The organism is Pseudomonas sp. IT-P258 (genome assembly GCF_949767825.1).
GTDB lineage: Bacteria > Pseudomonadota > Gammaproteobacteria > Pseudomonadales > Pseudomonadaceae > Aquipseudomonas > Aquipseudomonas monachiensis.
Genome location: NZ_CATKPU010000021.1, coordinates 231,188 through 250,164 on the forward strand (window position 1 = coordinate 231,188; position 18,977 = coordinate 250,164).

The 18,977-nt window shown below is 61.9% G+C and carries 16 protein-coding genes; 8 read left to right on the forward strand and 8 right to left on the reverse strand.

What is annotated here, in order from left to right; genetic code table 11:
• Nucleotides 1-219 precede the first annotated feature (219 nt).
• The 6 genes from ACM6G4_RS08295 to pilG form a co-directional block, all read right to left on the reverse strand.
• On the reverse strand, nt 220-681 hold the full coding sequence (locus tag ACM6G4_RS08295) for a chemotaxis protein CheW (protein WP_223541328.1): 462 nt from the start codon (nt 679-681) through the stop codon (nt 220-222).
• A complete protein-coding gene (locus ACM6G4_RS08300; RefSeq protein WP_414913461.1) occupies nt 674-6,580 on the reverse strand; it encodes an Hpt domain-containing protein in 5,907 nt (1,968 codons plus the stop codon). The genes ACM6G4_RS08295 and ACM6G4_RS08300 overlap by 8 nt, the downstream gene beginning before the upstream one ends.
• 37 nt (nt 6,581-6,617) lie before the next feature.
• Nucleotides 6,618-8,678, reverse strand: a complete 2,061-nt coding sequence (locus ACM6G4_RS08305; protein WP_056726502.1) for a methyl-accepting chemotaxis protein — start codon at nt 8,676-8,678, stop codon at nt 6,618-6,620.
• Between the two features lie 168 nt (nt 8,679-8,846).
• Complete coding sequence (locus ACM6G4_RS08310) at nt 8,847-9,386, reverse strand: chemotaxis protein CheW (protein WP_056726501.1); 540 nt, start codon at nt 9,384-9,386, stop codon at nt 8,847-8,849.
• A 10-nt stretch (nt 9,387-9,396) separates the two neighbouring features.
• On the reverse strand, nt 9,397-9,762 hold the full coding sequence (pilH, locus tag ACM6G4_RS08315; protein WP_007897961.1) for a twitching motility response regulator PilH: 366 nt from the start codon (nt 9,760-9,762) through the stop codon (nt 9,397-9,399).
• 57 nt (nt 9,763-9,819) lie between these two features.
• Complete coding sequence (gene pilG, locus ACM6G4_RS08320) at nt 9,820-10,224, reverse strand: twitching motility response regulator PilG (protein WP_007987791.1); 405 nt, start codon at nt 10,222-10,224, stop codon at nt 9,820-9,822.
• Nucleotides 10,225-10,459: 235 nt separating this feature from the next.
• On the opposite strand from pilG, the gene gshB reads away from it, so the two are divergent.
• From gshB to ACM6G4_RS08355, 7 genes are all read left to right on the forward strand, one after another.
• Nucleotides 10,460-11,413, forward strand: coding sequence for a glutathione synthase (gshB, locus tag ACM6G4_RS08325; protein WP_056726500.1), 954 nt, complete (start codon nt 10,460-10,462; stop codon nt 11,411-11,413).
• Between the two features lie 64 nt (nt 11,414-11,477).
• Nucleotides 11,478-12,377 (forward strand): energy transducer TonB, encoded by a 900-nt coding sequence (locus ACM6G4_RS08330; RefSeq protein WP_056726499.1) that lies wholly within the window; start codon nt 11,478-11,480, stop codon nt 12,375-12,377.
• A gap of 137 nt (nt 12,378-12,514) precedes the next feature.
• On the forward strand, nt 12,515-13,087 hold the full coding sequence (locus tag ACM6G4_RS08335) for a YqgE/AlgH family protein (protein WP_056726498.1): 573 nt from the start codon (nt 12,515-12,517) through the stop codon (nt 13,085-13,087).
• A complete protein-coding gene (gene ruvX / locus ACM6G4_RS08340) occupies nt 13,087-13,524 on the forward strand; it encodes a Holliday junction resolvase RuvX (protein WP_056726497.1) in 438 nt (145 codons plus the stop codon). Before ACM6G4_RS08335 ends, ruvX begins: the two co-directional genes overlap by 1 nt.
• A 78-nt stretch (nt 13,525-13,602) precedes the next feature.
• Nucleotides 13,603-14,106, forward strand: coding sequence for a bifunctional pyr operon transcriptional regulator/uracil phosphoribosyltransferase PyrR (gene pyrR / locus ACM6G4_RS08345; protein ID WP_056726496.1), 504 nt, complete (start codon nt 13,603-13,605; stop codon nt 14,104-14,106).
• Nucleotides 14,107-14,133: 27 nt separating this feature from the next.
• Nucleotides 14,134-15,138: an aspartate carbamoyltransferase catalytic subunit gene (locus ACM6G4_RS08350; RefSeq protein ID WP_056726495.1), complete on the forward strand. Its 1,005-nt coding sequence runs from the start codon at nt 14,134-14,136 to the stop codon at nt 15,136-15,138.
• Complete coding sequence (locus tag ACM6G4_RS08355; protein ID WP_414913462.1) at nt 15,135-16,406, forward strand: dihydroorotase; 1,272 nt, start codon at nt 15,135-15,137, stop codon at nt 16,404-16,406. Before ACM6G4_RS08350 ends, ACM6G4_RS08355 begins: the two co-directional genes overlap by 4 nt.
• A 99-nt stretch (nt 16,407-16,505) precedes the next feature.
• Here ACM6G4_RS08355 and ACM6G4_RS08360 read toward each other — a convergent pair whose 3' ends face one another.
• Entirely contained in the window at nt 16,506-16,934 is a 429-nt protein-coding gene (locus tag ACM6G4_RS08360; RefSeq protein ID WP_414913463.1) for an NINE protein, read from the reverse strand.
• A 251-nt stretch (nt 16,935-17,185) separates the two neighbouring features.
• Here ACM6G4_RS08360 and ACM6G4_RS08365 point away from each other — a divergent pair, with 251 nt between their 5' ends.
• Nucleotides 17,186-17,806, forward strand: coding sequence for a C40 family peptidase (locus ACM6G4_RS08365; protein WP_056726492.1), 621 nt, complete (start codon nt 17,186-17,188; stop codon nt 17,804-17,806).
• A gap of 104 nt (nt 17,807-17,910) precedes the next feature.
• Here the strand turns inward: ACM6G4_RS08365 and ACM6G4_RS08370 are convergent, their stop codons facing one another.
• Nucleotides 17,911-18,945 carry a type IV pilus twitching motility protein PilT gene (locus ACM6G4_RS08370; protein ID WP_056726491.1) on the reverse strand — a complete coding sequence of 345 codons (1,035 nt, stop codon included), beginning with the start codon at nt 18,943-18,945 and terminating at the stop codon, nt 17,911-17,913.
• Between the last annotated feature and the right edge of the window lie 32 nt (nt 18,946-18,977).

An 18,977-nucleotide genomic window follows, 5' to 3' on the forward strand; every position in this document is an offset into this window, starting at 1 on the left:
GTTCGCTGTCGTGGAGCTACCTTAGGAGTGTTGGGCGCAGCGTATCAATCAAGCAGAGTGGTGGATCGTTACGCTCAGGTTAATGATCGAGATCTGCGTCGTTCATGCGGGCCTCTTCGCGAGCAAGCCCGCTCCCACAGGGTTTTGTATTCACCACAGATCAACTGTGGGAGCGGGCTTGCTCGCGAAGGCGTCAGTCAGATCATCGCTGAATCGGGATCAGTTGATTAACCCGGCATCCACCAACAACGTCTCCAGCGCCAACAAATCCGGCACCTTGGCCACCTGCTCGCCCACCTGCACCGCCGCCTGCTCCAGCGAACACAACGGCACATCCACATAACTCAACTGGCTATCGAGCTTGCAGGAGCGCGGAATCCCCTGCACCAACAGCGCTATGAATTTCAGCTCGGGACGCCCGCCGAGGGCGTTGAGAATGACGATCCGCGCGCGTTCGCCAATGACGATCTTCTGCGCGCATGCCGACTCGAAACTCAGCAGCGGAATCTGCCGGTCGCGCCACGTCACCAGGCCCAGGTACCACGGCGGCGTGTCGAGGTCGAAGGTCCCCGGCTGCTGGTAATCGATCAGCTCGGCAACGGCGACATTGGGCAGGATCAGGTTGCGGTCGGCCAACGGCAGCAGCAGGCCGGTGAGGTTGCTGGTGCGGTGCTCAAGCATGGGTCTTGCTCCACAAGGCGATGCTTTCGAGCAGCACCGATTCCTGGTACGGCTTGCCCAGGTAGTCGTTGACGCCGATGGCCATGGCGCGGTCGCGGTGCTTCTGTCCGGTGCGGGAGGTGATCATGATGATCGGCAGGTGTTGCAGGCGCTCGTCGTTGCGCACCTGGGTCGCGACTTCGAAGCCATCCATGCGTGGCATCTCGATGTCCAGCAGCATCAGGTCGGGCATGTGCTCTTCCAGCAGCAACATCGCGTCGACCCCGTCCTTGGCGGTCAGCACATTCATGCCATGGCGTTCGAGCAAGCGGCTGGTGACCTTGCGCACGGTGACCGAGTCGTCGACTACCATCACCAGCAGCGGGCGCTGCGGTTCGGCCTCGATCTCTTGCCCCGGCGAACGCTGGGGGACACGGGCCTGCATGGCGCGGATCGGCGCCAGCAAATCCAGAATCAGCACCACCCGGCCATCGCCGAGAATCGTCGCACCGGATACCCCTTGTACCGCCGCAAACTGCGGCCCCAGGCTCTTGACCACGATTTCGCGAGTGCCGGCCATGGCGTCCACCAGCACCGCAATGTGCCGTTCGTTGCACTGCACCAGCAACACCGGCAATGGCAGGCTCTGGCCCAAGAGTTTCGGGCGCTGGCTGGTTTTCAACAACTCGCCCAGATAGCACAGCTCGTAACGTTGTCCGGCGTATTCGTAGGTCGGTGAATCGAAACGAAAATACCCTTCGAGTTCATTGGGCAGGACACGCACGATGCCGTCGATGGTATTGAGCGGGATCGCGTATTGGTCCTCACCGCACTGCACCATCAACGCCCGGTTGACCGATACGGTAAACGGCAGGCGAATGCGGAAATGCACGCCCTGCCCGGGCACCGAGTCGATGCTCATGGTGCCGCCCAGTTGCCGCACCTCTTCGTGCACCACGTCCATGCCGACGCCGCGCCCGGAGATCTGGGTGATTTTTTCGGCGGTGGAAAACCCCGGTTGCAGGATGAACTGCAACACGTCGTGATCACTGATGATGCTGTCCGGGGCGAGCAAGCCGCGCTTGATCGCCTTGCGCCGCACCGCGTCCAGCGGCACACCGGCGCCGTCGTCGCGGATGTCGAAAATGATGTCGCCGCCTTCGCGCAGCAGATCGAGGGAGATCTTGCCCTTGGCCGGTTTCCCTGCCGCCAGCCGCGCTTCGACGGACTCCAGGCCATGGTCGACGGCGTTGCGCAGCATGTGTTCCAGCGGCGCGGCCATGCGCTCGAGAACGTTGCGATCCATCTCGCCTTCGGCGTTGTCGACGATGAAGTCCACGTCCTTGCCCAGTTCGCTGGACACCTGCCGGACGATGCGCTGCAAACGCGGGAGCATGCGTTCGAACGGCACCATGCGCGTGCGCATCAGGCCTTCCTGCAATTCGGTGTTGATGCGGCCCTGCTGTTGCAGCAGGTTTTCCGTGTCGTGATTGCGTCGCTCGAGGGTTTCCTTGAGGTCGAGCAAGTCAGAGGCCGACTCGAACAGCGCCCGGGACAGCTGCTGCAACTGTGAGTGGCGGTCCATTTCCAGCGGGTCGAATTCCTCGTAGCCCAAGCGTTCGGCGTCGACTTGCTGGCGGCTGAGGATCCGCCCCTGGGTCTCGGTATCGAGGCGGCGCAACTGGTCGCGCATCCGCTCGATGGTGGTCTCCATCTCATTCAGGGCGATGTGCGCATCGTTGACCTGCTGTTCGATCCGGCCACGGAAGATCGAGGTCTCACCGGCCAGGTTGACCAGATCGTCGAGCAGTTCCGCCGAGACCTTGACCATGTCGGCGCCGGCATCGGGCGGCGGCGCCAGCGGCTCGGCCTTGGCCTTGGCCGGCGGCGCAACCGGCGCGGGCGATTCCGGCACGGCCGGGTGGCTGAAGTTCTTGATTGCATCGATCAAGCGGTCGGCCGGCGGCATCGGCTCACCGGCGCGGGCCGCATCGAGCATCTGCGCCAGGCGGTCATGGCTGCGCTGCAACAGCGCGAACAAGGGTTCAGTCGGTTGCAGCACGCCAGTGGACAGGCCTTCGTAGAGGAACTCCAGTTCATGGGCCAGATCGCCAATCGCGGCGATTTCCACCATGCGCGCACCACCCTTGAGGGTGTGCAGGTCCCGCAGCAGGGTTTCCACTTCCTGGCGACTCGAAGGCTGGGCCTGCCAGCGCGCCAGCGCCGCCCCCGAGCTTTCGATGATGTCGAAACCTTCCTCAAGGAAGATCTCCAGCAATTCCGGATCGTGCGCAGTCGAGTCGTTGCCGGTCGCCTGCCGGGCCCCCTCGGCGACACCTGCATGCCCTTGACGGTAGGCGCGAATGGCTTCGATCAGCTCACGGGAATTGTCCAGCGGCTGGTTGAGCTGCAACTGTTCGAGGTACAACGCCAGTCGCTCATGGCACTGTTTGAGCAGCACCGCCAGTGAATCGCTGAAGGCATAACGACGATCCACCAGGCCCTGGTAAAGGCTTTCCAATTCATGGGCCAGATCGCCGACCGGTCCGATCTCGGCCATGCGCGCGCCGCCTTCGAGGGTGTGCAGATCCCGTTGCAGGGACGACAGCGGCGCGGCGTTGTCCGAGTCGCGTAACCAGCGCTGCAAGGCCTGACCGGCGCTCTCGAGGATATCCACCGCTTCTTCAAGGAAGATCGCGACGATCTCATCGTCCACCCCCGGCGCCGTCGCACGCTGCTCAAGCTCGGCGGTGGCCGTACCCAATTCACGGATGCTCAGGCTGCGGCTGCCATCGCTGCGGATCAGGCCCATGGCCGACGGATCAAGGCTCTCGTCGAGCAGTTCGCGCAAGGCCCTGATCCGTTGCGGCTGGGGGCTGACTTCCTGGCCCGCGGCCAACTCGTCGAGCATGTTGATCAGCGCTTCGTGGGCAGCCTGTGCCTCCTGGAAAAACCGCTCGCTGACCGCCAGGCTGCTTTCTTCCACGGCGCCGTACAGATCGAGCAACGCTTCGCACAGTTCATCCACCGGATGCAGGTCGGCCAGATGGGCGCCTTCGCCAAGGGTGGTCAATTCGTCCAGCAGAGCGCTGAGTTCCTGACGTTCGCCGGGATGTTGCTGCCAACGCTGCAGCAGGCTTTCGGCGTCCAGCAGGATGTCCATGCCCTGGGCGAGGAAGTTGTTGATCAGTTGCGGGTCGCGCTTGATCCGCAGCCCGGTGTTTGGTGTGCTCAGGAGGCTTTCCAGGCGCTCGGCCAGCAGCGCCCTGGCGCGCTCGCTCAAACCCCGGGCACCGGGAATTTCCGCCAGCGGATCTGTCTTGAGCTGGCGCAAGCCGAGGCGAAACAGCCCTTCAGCTTCCAGCAGCAATTCGACTTCATCCAGATCCAGCGCGAGCAGGTGCGCCTTGTATTCCCGGGCCAGTTGATCCAGCGGTGCGGCCAGTTCGGCAATCGGCAATACGCCGGCCATGTAGGCACTGCCCTTGAGGGTGTGCAAGGCGCGCTGCAATTCGTCGCTGGCCTGCAACGGCACATGTTCGGCGGCCTGATCAAGGAAGCGATTGAGGCTGCCCAGATGGGTTTCGGCCTCTTTGCGAAAGATCTCCAGCAACAGCGGATCGAGGGCCGCGACATCTTGCGTATCCTCATCGGACACGGGTTCATCGCCCTTGGCCAGGGCATGGGCGCGGGCGGCCAGCTGATCGACATCGTTGCGCTGGCGCTGGGCATTGGCGGCGTATTCGGCCACCAGCTCCGGCAGCAGATGCAGCACATCGCCGATCAGTTGCTGCACCTTGGCACCCGGCTCTACGCTGCTTTCCAGTACCCGGTTGAGCAGGTTTTCCACAGCCCAGGCCAGCTCACCCAGCACCAGGGCACGCACCATGCGACCACTGCCCTTGAGGGTGTGGAAAGCGCGGCGCAGTTCGCTCAGGGCCGAGCGGTTGTCCGGGTTGGCCGACCAGCGCGGCAAGTACTCGCGCAGGATTTCCAGGACTTCGTCGGTTTCTTCGAGGAACACTTCGCGCAGTTCCTCGTCCACCGGCACTTCGCCCGAGGGCGGCGGCAGCAGGCTGCCAGGGGTGTTCTGCGCGGGCGGGTTCAGGCTCGAAACCGGGCTGGCGAGCACATCGGCCAGGGTCTGGACGACCTGAGGATCATCCAGCTCCTGCATCATCTGCATGACCTGCGCATCGCTCGGGTTGAGCACATCATCCAGCACGGGTACGTGTTGCTCACTAGGGAAAAAACCGAGGCTCGCCAGGCTTTTTTCCGCGACATCGAGCAGGTTTTCGCCCTGGGCCTGCGGGTCATCGCTGAGGCGCTCAAGGTAGTACTCGATGCTGGTGATCACGTCGGCCAGGCTGTCCAGTTCCTGCCAGCCCGGTTGGCCCGGCTCGAGCAGCAGGTGCTCGCGGATAAAGTGATTGCAGGTTTCCACCAGGCTCGCCGCCCGGCTCAAGGGAATCATCGCCAGCGCCCCGCGCACCTGGGTCAGCAAGGCCGGCAACGCCTGCAAGTGCTGGCGGTCCCAATCGGCGTCGATATAGTCGACGATCATGTCCTTGGCCTGCTGCAAACAGATGCGGGCCTCCTTGATCACGATCTGATGGATCTGCGTCAGATCGGTGGTCGGCAGGCGGTTGTCGTCCTGGCTCTCCGGCTCAACGGTTCCGACCATGCCGGCCAACGTCGCTTCGACGTACAACAAGGCCCCGGCAACGTCCATGAGGATCGCATCGTTGGGTTCGCGCTGGCCCTGAGCGAGGCTGAGCACCACCGCCAGTTGATCGATGATCACCTTGCGCGGTTGGCCGAAACCCAGCACCGCCAGGGTGTCGGCGATTTGCCGCAGCGGCGCCAGCAGGCTGTCGAGGTCGGAGGTGTGCTGGCGGTCACTGCGCACGAACAGGTCCAGGCGCTCCTTGACCCGCACCAGCTCTTCGCACAGTGCAGCCAGCACCGAGCGCATGGCGTCACGGTCGGGACCTGCCAGCCGCGCGCGTTCTTCATCGACCATCGCGCTGTCGGGCAGCGCGTCGTCCAGTGAGTAGCGTTCTTTCATGGTCAGCATCTGCCCGGTGGGATGTTCGGCCTTGGCAATGTAGAACAGCAAACTCTTGAGCAGCTCCGGCGGGGCCGGTTGATTGATGCCGGGCATGCCTTGTTCGAGCAGGCGCTTGAGTTCCTTGTCGGCCTCCTTGAACAGGCTGCGCAAGGCCGGGCTATTGGCGATCGCACCGCCCTGCATGCCTTCGACCAGCGCCGATGCCACCTGCCATAACGGGCTCAGGGGGGCGTCTGCGCACAGTGTTTCGAGGCGGGTGAAGACCTTGGCCAGGTAATCGAGGTTGGTGTCGTTGTCCTGTTCACGCAGGAATCCGACCAGCGCCATTTGCAGCATCTGCCGCAGCTTGCGCAGCACACCGGGCAACTCGGCCGGTTCCAGCTGCGCCAGCGTTTGTGCGTCCAACGCTGGCAACTCGGGCAATTGCGGGCTGAACAGGCTGGTTTCCGACAGCAGGCTTTCGCCCCGGGCGCTGCGCAGGTCGTTGATCAAGGGCAACACCACCAATGGCAGGTCGCGACGCGCACCTTGCACCCGGTCAAGGTAGATCGGCAGTTGCCCGAGGGCCTGCATCAACAGGTGCAACGCCTCGTCGCGATGACTGACACGGTTGCCTTGCAGGGCCATGGCCAGTTGTTCCATTTCTTCGGCGAGCAACGCCGCGCCGTAGAACTCGACCATCTGCAAACTGCCGTGGACCTGATGGATGCATGCCAGGCAATCATCCAGCGCTTGGGTCGCCTGCGGGTCATCGAGCAGGTTTTCAATCGCGTGATGAGCCTGTTTCAGCGTTTCGGCAATCTCGCCCTTGACCCACTCGAGGGCCACATAGTCGTGCCGATCACCCATAACCACTCCAATCACAATTCAGACACCCATGGGCGGTTCAAGCTTTGTCCACAACCTGCGCCTTGGCATCCGGCAAGGTGAAGCCGGACACCGAACGACGCAACTGACTGGCCATTTTCGCCAGGTTACCGATGCTATCAGCCGTGGCGGTGGAACCCGACGACGTCTGCGAAGTGATCTGCTGGATCACGTTCATCGTCAGGGAAATCTGACCGGCCGACGACGTCTGCTGTTGCGCCGCATTGGAAATACTCTGGATCAACGCCGCAAGTGTCTTGGAGACGCCTTCGATTTCTTCCAGGGCCACACCGGCATCCTGCGCCAGACGAGCGCCACGCACCACTTCGGTCGTCGTTTGCTCCATGGAGATGACCGCTTCGTTGGTATCGGTCTGGATCGCCCGCACCAGGGTTTCGATCTGCCGGGTGGCGGCGGACGACCGCTCGGCCAGGCGCTGCACTTCATCGGCGACCACAGCGAAACCGCGACCGGCGTCACCGGCCATGGACGCCTGGATGGCCGCGTTGAGGGCCAGGATGTTGGTCTGATCGGCAATATCATCGATCAGGCTGACAATGTCGCCGATTTCCTGTGAGGATTCGCCCAGGCGCTTGATGCGTTTGGCGGTGTCCTGAATCTGTTCGCGAATGTTGTCCATGCCATGGATGGTGTTGTGCACCACCTCGTTGCCCTTGTTGGCGATTTCCACCGAGCGTTCGGCAACCGCCGAGGATTCCGCCGCGTTGGCCGACACCTGGTCGATGGACTCGGCCATGTCGTTGATCGCCATGGAGGCCTCGGAAATCTGCTGGGCCTGGTGCTCCGACGCCTGGGCCAGGTGCATTGCGGTCGCCTGGGTTTCCTGCACGGCGGCGGCCACCTGGCCGGCGGTGAGGTTGATGGTCGCGACCAGATCGCGCAACTGGTCGACGGAGTAATTGATCGAGTCGGCGATGGTGCCGGTAAAGTCTTCGGTCACCGAGGCCGTCACTGTGAGGTCGCCGTCGGCCAGGTCTTCGATTTCGTCGAGCAGACGCATGATCGCGTTCTGGTTACGCTCGTTTTTCTCGGCGGTTTCACGCAACTGACGATTGGTTTCGCGCACCATCACCATGCCGATCAGGATGATCGAAGCCAGCGCCAACAAGCCCAGCACATAACCGCCAATGGTGTCGGTGGTACGCCCGCCGACCATGTTTTCGAAACCGCTGGCCAGGTGTGAGGCTTCGTCGAGCAGGGTTTGCGACAGACTGAAAATGTTCGAGGCCGATTCGCGGACCTTGAACAGTTCAGGCGAGGTTTCGAGGATCTCGTCCACCGAGCCCGAGACGAACTCGAACAGCTCGGAGATTTCCGCGAGTCGAGCACGGGCGTCGCGGTCTTCGACCTGGCTGACCTTGAGCGCAGGGTCGCCCTGGAGCATGCCGTTGAGCACTTTGCCGAACTGCGTCGCGTCGCGTCCGAACGCATCGGCTGCCTGTTGTGAATTTTCGTCGCCGGCCAACACCGTATTGACCGCGCCGAGGATCCGCTCGGCCAGCAGCGACTGACGCTGGGCCATGGCCACCTGGGCCGCCGGGGCGCCCCGTTGCAGGAGAGTCTCGACGACTTTCTCGTACTCGACCTGCAGCTGCGGCACGGTTTCAGCCAGGGTCGCGGCGACCTGATGCAGCGACAGTACGGTTTGCTCGCTGGACAGAATCGCGTCGGTGTTTTTCAGCAGGCGTTCCCAGTCCTGTTGCACCGCGCGCATCTCTGGACGCACAGTGGCGGGCGCCGGCGGCAGGCCGGTGGCGGGGTCGCCCTTCTTCAGATAACCCCAGCGCCGGGCAAAATCGTTGCGCGCATCGCTGAGCAACTTGAACGCGGCCGCCTTGCCGGCGGCGGCTTCGGTGGCGTTCTTGGCGATACGCTGGGACAGCACGCGCAGTTCGCCAGCGTGGCCGATGTACTGTTTGTCGTAGATAGCCTGGGTGTTGAGGTACGCGAAGTTGGCGAACAGCAGCATGATGAAGACGATCAGCGCGATGAACAGCACGATAATCTGCGACCGGCTGCGCGACCCTTCCATTGGCTTGCCTGCTTTTGCTTTTATCATCGGTCCTCGCCTGTTAACCAACTTCTGCGCTTACCCGAGACCCTGTGGGAGCGGGCTTGCTCGCGAAAGCGGTAGATCAGCCAATAGCAATGTCGAATGGACTGCCGCCTTCGCGAGCAAGTCGGATCGCCGCACCGCCGCTCCCACATTGGATCTCTGTTGTTCCGGTTACACCGCGACGTTCATGAACCCCTGAGACTGCGTCAACGCAAACGGGCTGAACACCTGCCAGCACTGCTCGCGCTGAAACCGGCCTTTGACGAACGCCGCCACCGGGCCCTTCAACTCGTCCGTCGGCACTGGCTCCAGGCTGTCCTGGGCAAAGTGCTGGAGGCCGAAGACTTCATCGACCAGCAACCCGGCAAACACCTCTTCATGTTCCACCACCAACACCCGCCGCTGCCGGCGCGCCGCCGAAAGCTCGTGCCCGAAGAAGCCGCACAAATCCATGACCGGCAACAAACGCCCGCGCAGGTTGGCGACACCCTTGACCCAAGGCTTGACCCCCGGCAACTGAGTGGAGCGCGGCTCGTGCAGGACTTCGCTGACTTCGCTCATGGGCGCGACATACCAGTGTTCGCCCAGGCGAAAACCAATGCCGCTCCAGCTGTCCCGCCGGGCAGGCTGGGACGGCAGGTCCGCCGCCAGCAGACGACAGCGCTGGTCGATTTGCAGCAGCAGTTCGAAAGCCGTCAGCGACTCGTTCATGACCCGACGATCAACCGGCCAGCACGTTATTCAGGGTCTTGATCAGGGTGTCTTCATCGACCGGCTTGGTCAGGTAGTCCTTGGCACCCTGGCGCGTGCCCCAGACCTTGTCGGTTTCCTGATCCTTGGTGGTGATGATGATCACCGGGATGTGCCCGGTTTCCGGGTCCTTGGTCAGTTGGCGGGTGGCCTGGAAGCCGTTGAGGCCGGGCATGACGATGTCCATCAGCACCGCATCGGGCTTTTCCTGGCGGGCCAGGGCCACGCCGTCGGCGCCGTTTTCGGCTTTCAACACTTCATGACCGTGCTTTTCCAGCATGCCGGTCAGTTTGTACATTTCGGTCGGCGAATCATCGACGATCAGAATACGTGCCATGGTCTTCCCCATTCTTGTCGACGCCGGGCCCGATGGCCGAGCGTCACTGTGCGTGTCCTACTGCGGCAAAACGGCGGCGAAGCCAGGAACATGGGCCTGGATCGCATCAAGCAATTCTTCCTTGCTGAACGGCTTGGTCAAAAACTGGTCGGAGCCGACGATGCGCCCCTTGGCCTTGTCAAACAGCCCGTCCTTGGACGACAGCATAATCACAGGCGTGGACTTGAACGCGCTGTTGTTCTTGATCAGGGCGCAGGTCTGATAGCCATCAAGGCGCGGCATCATGATGTCGACAAAGATGATGCCGGGGTGGTTGTCGGCAATCTTGGCCAGGGCATCAAAACCGTCGATGGCCGTGATGACCTCACAACCCACGTTCTTGAGCAGTGTTTCGGCGGTGCGACGGATCGTCTTCGAATCGTCGATCACCATGACCTTCAAGGCGCTGGGGTGCTGTTCCATAAAATGCTCTACCGTCGCCTTTGCGAAACAAATTGTCCGTTTGCCGGTTAACGCGGCTCGAAACCCTTGATGCTCAAGGGCCGGCACGACATGGCAGCCTTTTTAGCACAGTCTCCAGAACCAATCTATCGGACGACCCGCAAGGTGGTTTTTCCTTGACCGGGAACACACTCAGCGCCACTCTGACGCCACTTTTTTCATACCGATCCGGTAGCCAATTTTCGAGGAAAACCCAATGAGCGTTCGCGTCGGGATTGTCATGGACCCTATCGCCAGCATTTCCTATAAAAAGGATAGCTCGCTGGCCATGCTGCTGGCCGCGCAGAAGCGTGGCTGGGAATTGTTCTATATGGAACAGCGCGACCTGTATCAGGGCGAAGGCCAGGCCCGGGCCCGGATGCGTCCGCTGCAGGTTTTCGCCAACCCGGAAAAATGGTTCGAACTGGGCGCCGAAAGCGACGCGCTGCTGAGCGATCTGGACGTGATCCTGATGCGCAAGGATCCGCCGTTCGACATGGAGTTCGTCTACTCCACCTATTTGCTGGAGCAGGCCGAGCGCGCTGGCGTGCTGGTGGTCAACAAGCCGCAAAGCCTGCGTGACTGCAACGAAAAGCTGTTTGCCACGTTGTTCCCGCAGTGCACACCGCCGACTATCGTCAGCCGTCGTCCTGACGTGCTGCGCGAATTCGCCGACCATCATGGCGATGTGATCCTCAAGCCGCTGGACGGCATGGGCGGCTCTTCGATCTTCCGCCACACCGCAGGGCATCCGAACCTGTCGGTGATCCTCGAAACCCTGACCCTGCATGGTCAACAGCAAATCATGATCCAGGGTTACCTGCCGGCCATCGTCGATGGCGACAAGCGCATCCTGATGATCGATGGCGAGCCCGTGGATTACTGCCTGGCGCGAATTCCCGCGGCGGGCGAAACCCGTGGCAACCTGGCCGCCGGTGGCCGTGGCGAAGCGCGCCCACTGACCGACAAGGACCGCTGGATCGCCGCGCAAGTCGGCCCGACCCTGCGTGAAAAAGGCCTGTTGTTCGTTGGCCTGGACGTGATCGGCGAACACCTGACCGAAATCAACGTCACCAGCCCGACCTGCATTCGCGAGATCGATAATGCGTTTGGCACCGACATCGGCGGCATGCTGATGGATGCCATCGATCAGAAGCTCAAGGCACGTTGATTAGCCAAACCAACATTGCGTTATCATGCGCGGCCTGTGAAAACGCGATGTTGGTTTCCTTGTCATGACACTCCCGTCCGATCTGCCTGCCGAACTCGCCCACCGTGGCGTGCGCCCGGCCGATCGCCTCGGTTTTACCCTGTTTCTGGCAGCGCTGATCCACCTGGCCTTGCTGTTGGGTGTCGGGTTTGCAGTCGTCGAGCCCAAGCAGATCAGCAAAACCCTGGAAATCACCCTCGCCACCTTCAAGAGCGAAAAGAAGCCCGAGAAAGCCGATTTCCTGGCTCAGGAGAATCAGCAAGGCAGCGGCACCCTGGATAAAAAGGCGATTCCCAAGACCACCGAGGTCGCGCCGTTCCAGGACAACAAGGTGCAAAAGGTCACGCCACCGCCGGCCGCCAAGCCTGAAATTCAGGAAGCCCCGCCCAAGGCTGCCGTGACCACAGTGGCGCCGAAGCCGAAAAAGGCCCCCGCCAAGACCGAGGAACCCAAGACCGAGGTCAAGCCCCAGGTCCAGGCGCCGACCTTCGACAGCGAGCAACTGTCCAGCGACATCGCCAGCCTCGAAGCGGAACTGGCCGCCGAACAACAGTTGTACGCCAAGCGCCCGCGCATCCACCGCTTGAGCGCGGCATCGACCATGCGCGACAAGGGCGCCTGGTACAAGGACGAATGGCGCAAGAAGGTCGAGCGCATCGGCAACCTCAACTACCCCGATGAAGCGCGGCGCAAACAGATCTACGGTAACTTGCGCCTGATGGTGTCGATCAACCGCGACGGTTCGCTGTATGAAGTGCTGGTGCTGGAGTCTTCGGGCCAACCGCTGCTGGACCAGGCAGCGCAACGGATTGTGCGGCTGGCGGCGCCGTTTGCACCGTTTACCGGGGATTTGTCGGATATCGACCGGCTGGAGATCATCCGCACCTGGAAATTTGCCCGCGGGGATCGACTTTCCAGTAATTAAAAGATCGCAGCCTTCGGCAGCTCCTACAGATGTACACATTCCCCTGTAGGAGCTGCCGAAGGCTCGGGCCGCGTTCGGACGATCTTTTGGCTCGCTCAAGCTTGTCAGTTCGCCCCTCGAACGCCACACTAGCGGTCATGAAAAACGTCAGCCCCAGCTACCTCAAGCATCAATTCCTGATCGCCATGCCGCACATGGCCGACCCGAACTTTGCGCACACATTGACCTACATCGTCGAGCACACGGCCAATGGCGCCATGGGGCTGGTGGTCAACCGTCCGCAAGATCTGAGCCTGGCCGATATCCTTGAGCAATTGCGCCCGGAAATCGAACCGCCAGCGCTCTGCCAGCATGTGCCGATCTTCATCGGTGGCCCGGTGCAGACCGATCGCGGTTTCGTCCTTCACCCCAAAGGCCTGAGCTTCCAGGCGACCGTTGATCTGGAAGACGAACTGGCCCTGTCAACCTCCCAGGACGTGCTGTTCGCCATCGCTGACGGCGTCGGCCCGGCAAAAAGCCTGATTGCCCTCGGCTATGCCGGTTGGGAAGCCGGGCAGCTTGAAGCCGAACTGGCGCAAAACGCCTGGCTGACCTGCCCGTTTGACGCGGACATCCTGTTCAATACCAGCAGTGAGTTGCGCCTGGAGGCGGCGGCCAGGCACCTGGGCGTCAACCTCAGCCTGCTGACCAGCCAGGCGGGGCACGCTTGATGGCCCTGAAGCTGATTCTGGGTTTTGACTACGGCACCAAACAGATCGGCGTCGCGGTCGGCCAGGTGATTACCGGCCAGGCCCGCGAGCTGTGCACCCTGAAGGCGCAGAACGGCATTCCCGACTGGAACCAGGTCGAAGCCCTCATCAAAGAGTGGAAACCCGATGCCGTGGTGGTCGGCCTGCCGTTGAATATGGACGGCACACCCAGTGACATGTGCGCCCGCGCGGAAAAGTTCGCCCGGCGCCTGAACGGCCGCTTCAATCTGCCCTTCTATACCCACGATGAACGCCTGACTACCTTCGAGGCCAAGGGCGAACGCCTGGCTCGCGGCGGCCAGAAAGGCAGTTACCGCGACAACCCGGTCGACGCCATCGCCGCCGCCCTGCTGCTGCAAGGCTGGCTCGACGAAAACACCGCACTGTTTGAATCCTGAAGAGCCGCTGTCCGTCTCTCTTAGCTACAACCCGAGCCACTCCCGCACAGGCTGGCCCGGGCCAAAGAAGGAGCAACCATGAGCCTGCCCAATCCCGCCGAACTGATCAGCCAGATGGCGATCCGACTTGACGCCTATCTGGCCAAACGAGGCATCAGCGACCCGCGCTTCATCGGCATCCGTACCGGTGGTGTCTGGGTGGCCCAGGCCCTGCTCAAGGAGCTGGGCAGCAATGAGCCCCTCGGCACCCTGGACGTGTCCTTCTACCGCGACGACTTCAGCCAGAACGGCTTGCACCCACAGGTTCGCCCTTCGGCGCTGCCGTTCGAGATCGAAGGCCAGCACCTGGTGCTGATCGACGACGTGCTGATGAGCGGCCGGACCATCCGCGCCGCCATGAACGAACTGTTCGACTACGGCCGCCCGGCCAGCGTGACGCTGGTGTGTCTGCTGGACCTGGACGCCGGCGAACTGCCGATCCGCCCGAACGTGGTTGGCGCGACCCTGTCGCTGGCGGCCCACGAACGGGTGAAGCTGTCCGGCCCGGAGCTTGCGCTCGAACTGCAAGACCTCGCCCTTTAATTCGCCCTATTGAGAGTCCCCATCGCGATGACGCCTCTAGAAACCAAGCGCCCGCTGCAACTCAATGATCAGGGCCAGTTGCGCCACTTCCTCTCGCTCGACGGTTTGCGCCGCGAGCTGTTGACGGAAATTCTCGACACCGCCGACTCCTTCCTTGAAGTCGGCGCCCGGGCCGTGAAGAAAGTCCCGTTGCTGCGCGGCAAGACCGTGTGCAACGTGTTCTTCGAAAACTCGACCCGCACCCGCACCACCTTCGAACTGGCGGCCCAGCGGCTCTCGGCGGACGTGATCACCCTGAACGTGTCGACATCGTCGGCGAGCAAGGGCGAAACGCTGCTCGATACCCTGCGCAACCTGGAAGCCATGGCCGCCGACATGTTCGTCGTGCGTCACGGTGATTCCGGCGCAGCGCACTTCATCGCCGAACATGTCTGCCCGCAAGTGGCGATCATCAACGGCGGTGACGGCCGGCACGCGCACCCGACCCAGGGCATGCTCGACATGCTGACCATCCGCCGGCACAAGGGCGGCTTCGAAAACCTTTCGGTGGCCATCGTCGGCGACATCCTGCACTCGCGGGTTGCGCGCTCGAACATGCTGGCCCTGAAAACCCTGGGCTGCCCGGACATCCGCGTGATCGCGCCGAAAACCTTGCTGCCGATCGGCATCGAGCAGTACGGCGTGAAGGTCTACACCGACATGACCGAAGGCCTCAAAGACGTCGACGTGGTGATCATGCTGCGCCTGCAGCGTGAACGCATGACCGGCGGCCTGTTGCCGAGCGAAGGCGAGTTCTATCGCCTGTTCGGGCTGACTACCGCGCGCCTGGCCGGGGCCAAACCCGATTGCATCGTCATGCACCCGGGGCCGATCAACCGTGGGGTGGAAATCGAGTCGGCGGTGGCCGATGGCCCGCACTCGGTGATCCTCAACCAAGTGACCTACGGGATCGCCATTCGTATGGCCGTATTGTCCATGGCCATGAGCGGGCAGACTGCGCAGCGCCAATTCGACCAGGAGAACGTTCAGTGAAGCTCAGCATTCTCGGCGCACGCGTCATCGACCCGGCCAGCGGCCTGGATCAAATCACCGATATCCATATTGAAGCCTGCAAGATCGTCGCCCTTGGCGCCGCGCCGGCCGGTTTTGTCGCAGTCGACACCATCGACGCCAAAGGCCTGGTGGCCGCTCCCGGCCTGGTCGACCTCAACGTTGCCCTGCGCGAGCCGGGCTACAGCCGCAAAGGCTCGATTGTCAGCGAAACCCGCGCGGCGGCGGCTGGCGGCGTGACCAGCCTGTGCTGCCCGCCAAAGACCAAACCGGTGCTGGACACCTCGGCGGTGGCCGAGCTGATCCTCGACCGCGCCCGTGAGGCCGGCAACACCAAAGTCTTCCCGATTGGCGCCCTGAGCAAAGGCCTGGACGGTGAGCAACTGGCAGAGCTCGTGGCACTGCGCGACGCCGGCTGCGTGGCCTTCGGCAACGGCCTGGAGAGTTTCCGCAACACCCGCACCCTGTGCCGGGCACTGGACTATGCAGCGACTTTCGACCTGACGGTGATTTTCAACTCCCAGGATTACGACCTGGCCGAAGGTGGCCTGGCTCACGAAGGTCCGACCGCCAGCTTCCTGGGCTTGCCGGGCATCCCGGAAAGCGCTGAAACCGTCGCCCTGGCCCGGGATCTGCTGCTGGTTGAACAGACTGGCGTACGCGCACACTTCAGCCAGCTCACCAGCACCCGCGGCGTGGAGCTCATCGCCCAAGCCCAGGCCCGAGGCCTGAAGGTGACCGCGGATGTCGCCCTGTACCAGCTGATCCTGACCGACGAAGCCCTGATCGGCTTCAGCAGCCTGTATCACGTCCAGCCGCCGCTACGCACCCGCGCCGACCGCGAGGGCCTGCGCACTGCGGTGAAATCCGGCGTGATCTCGGCCATCTCCAGTCATCACCAACCCCATGAGCGTGACGCCAAACTGGCACCGTTCGGTGCGACCGAGCCGGGCATCAGCAGCGTTGAACTGCTCTTGCCATTGGCAATGACCCTGGTCGAAGACGGCTTGCTGGACCTGCCGACGTTGCTCAAGCGTCTGAGCGCCGGCCCTGCCGAGGCCTTGCGTCTGCCGGCAGGCAAACTGGCGGTGGGTGGCGCGGCGGACATCGTGCTGTTCGACCCTGCGGCCTCCACCGTCGCCGGTGAAACCTGGTTGTCCAAGGGCGAGAACTGCCCGTTCATTGGCCACAGCCTGCCAGGCGTGGTGCGTTACACCCTGGTGGATGGGCGGATCAGTCACCAGGCTTAAGACTGTGGCGAGGGAGCTTGCTCCCGCTGGGCTGCGCAGCAGACCTGTTTTGGGGTCGCTTCGCGACCCAACGGGAGCAAGCTCCCTCGCCACAACTGACTAAAAGGCGCCGCGATTCTGCGCATTACGCACAGAAACCTGGTCATTCAACGTCCAGAAGTCATACAGCACCCCAAGAAAGAACAACCCGCCGGTCACCAGGTACAGCAACCCGCTGATCCATTTCCCCTGATACATCCGGTGAACGCCGAACACCCCGAGAAACGTCAGCAGGATCCACGCCACGTTGTATTCGATCGGGCCCGCGGTAAACCGCAGGTCAGCCTCTCGGTCCATCGCCGGAATCAGGAAAAGGTCGATCAGCCAACCGATCCCCAGCAAGCCGAAGGTGAAGAACCAGATCGTCCCGGTCACCGGCCTGCCGTAATAGAAGCGGTGAGCACCGGTAAAACCGAAAATCCACAGCAGGTAACCGATCACTTTGCTGTGGGTGTCTTGCTGCTGGACAGCCTGTTGATAGGGGTTCATGAATGACCTCGATTCACACGATAGATAAATATTCTTTAATTCTTTGTGACTTTTTTACAGGCACCCGACGTATGGCAAGTGCTACCTTCGCACCTGTCAAAGCCTTGTAACACCGGACTCCTGTCCGACAATGGCGCCATTTTGCTGCTTTTTTGCCACCATTGCCCCCCTTATTGAATCGACCAACGGCCTCGGAAGCGGGAAAAAAGCTGTTATAAAGTTGCGCGCTAACTTATTAAGAGCCTTGCCTAATGCGTTCATTTTTCAAGACATGGCTAACCATTTGCCTTTTGATGCCACTGGCCGCCCACGCCACCAATCGTGAGCAACGTCTTCCAAACGTTAATGGTTACACCCCGAAATCCCATGCCTCTGCTCCTTCGAGCAAAGACAAGAAATCCGCTAAATACGCTCCAAGCCTGGCCAGCAGCAAAAGCGGCCTGGTTCCACCGATGGGCACCAAGGAAAGCAGCGACGTGCTGAGCCGCGCCGTGAACGTCCTTGGCACTCCCTATCGTTGGGGCGGCAGCAGCCCAAGCAAAGGCTTCGATTGCAGCGGCCTGGTGAAATACGCGTTCAACGACGCCACGTTCGACCTGCCACGCACCTCCAACGCCATGGCCAGCGGTCATGGGGAGAAAGTCGATCGCGACGACCTGAAGCCGGGCGACCTGATTTTCTTCAACATCAAGAGCCGTCGGGTCAATCATGTTGCCATTTACCTGGGCAACGACCGTTTCATCCACGCGCCACGTCGCGGCAAGTCGGTGTCCATCGACACCTTGAAGAAGCCGTACTGGGAAAACCACTACGTAGTTGCCAAGCGGGTTCTGCCGAAAGAACAAAATGCGTTGCGGGTTGTTCAGCGCTGATTGAAGCAAGATCAAAGGCTCGCAGCCTTCGGCAGCTCCTACATGGAATCGCATATTCCTGTGTAGGACCTGCCGAAGGCTGCGACCCTTTGCTTTCAGGGTCATCAAAAACCATCCGGTGACCGCGCCTTCTCCCGCGCATGATCACGACTGACCAACCCCTTGGTCACCAGATCCTTCAGGCTCATATCCAGCGTCTGCATCCCCAGCGACCCTCCCGACTGAATCGCCGAGTACATCTGCGCCACCTTGTCCTCACGGATCAGGTTCCGGATCGCCGATGTCCCCAGCATGATCTCGTGTGCCGCGATGCGTCCGCCGCCGATTTTCTTCACCAGGGTCTGGGATACCACCGCCAGCAGCGACTCGGAGAGCATAGAACGCACCATCGACTTCTCGTCCCCCGGAAACACGTCGACCACCCGGTCGATGGTTTTCGCCGCCGACGTGGTGTGCAGCGTGCCGAACACCAGATGGCCGGTTTCGGCTGCGGTCAACGCCAGGCGAATGGTCTCCTGATCGCGCATCTCCCCCACCAGGATCACATCCGGGTCTTCCCGGAGTGCCGAACGCAACGCGGTGGCGAAACTACGGGTATCGCGATGGACTTCACGCTGATTGATCAGGCATTTGCGCGACTCGTGAACAAACTCGATGGGATCCTCAATGGTGAGAATGTGGTGATGACGATGGGTATTGAGGTAATCGATCATCGCTGCCAGCGTGGTGGACTTGCCGGAACCGGTCGGGCCGGTCACCAGCACCAGGCCACGGGGAGCGTCGGTCATCTTGCGAAACACATCGCCCATGCCCAGTTCGTCCATGCTCTGCACTTTCGCCGGGATGGTGCGAAACACGGCGCCCGCGCCACGGTTCTGGTTGAACACATTGACCCGAAAGCGCGCCACGCCGGGCACTTCAAAGGAAAAATCGGTTTCCAGATGCTTTTCGAAGTCCGCCCGCTGGGTGTCATTCATGATGGCATGGATCAGCGCCTGCACCTGCTGGTGGTCCATGGCCGGCAGGTTGATGCGCCGCACATCGCCATCCACCCGAATCATCGGTGGCAGGCCGGCGGACAGGTGCAGGTCGGATGCCCCCTGTTTGGCGCTGAATGCCAGCAGCTCAGTGATATCCATAGCGCCTCTCAATTCCAGTAGAATGCCGCGAA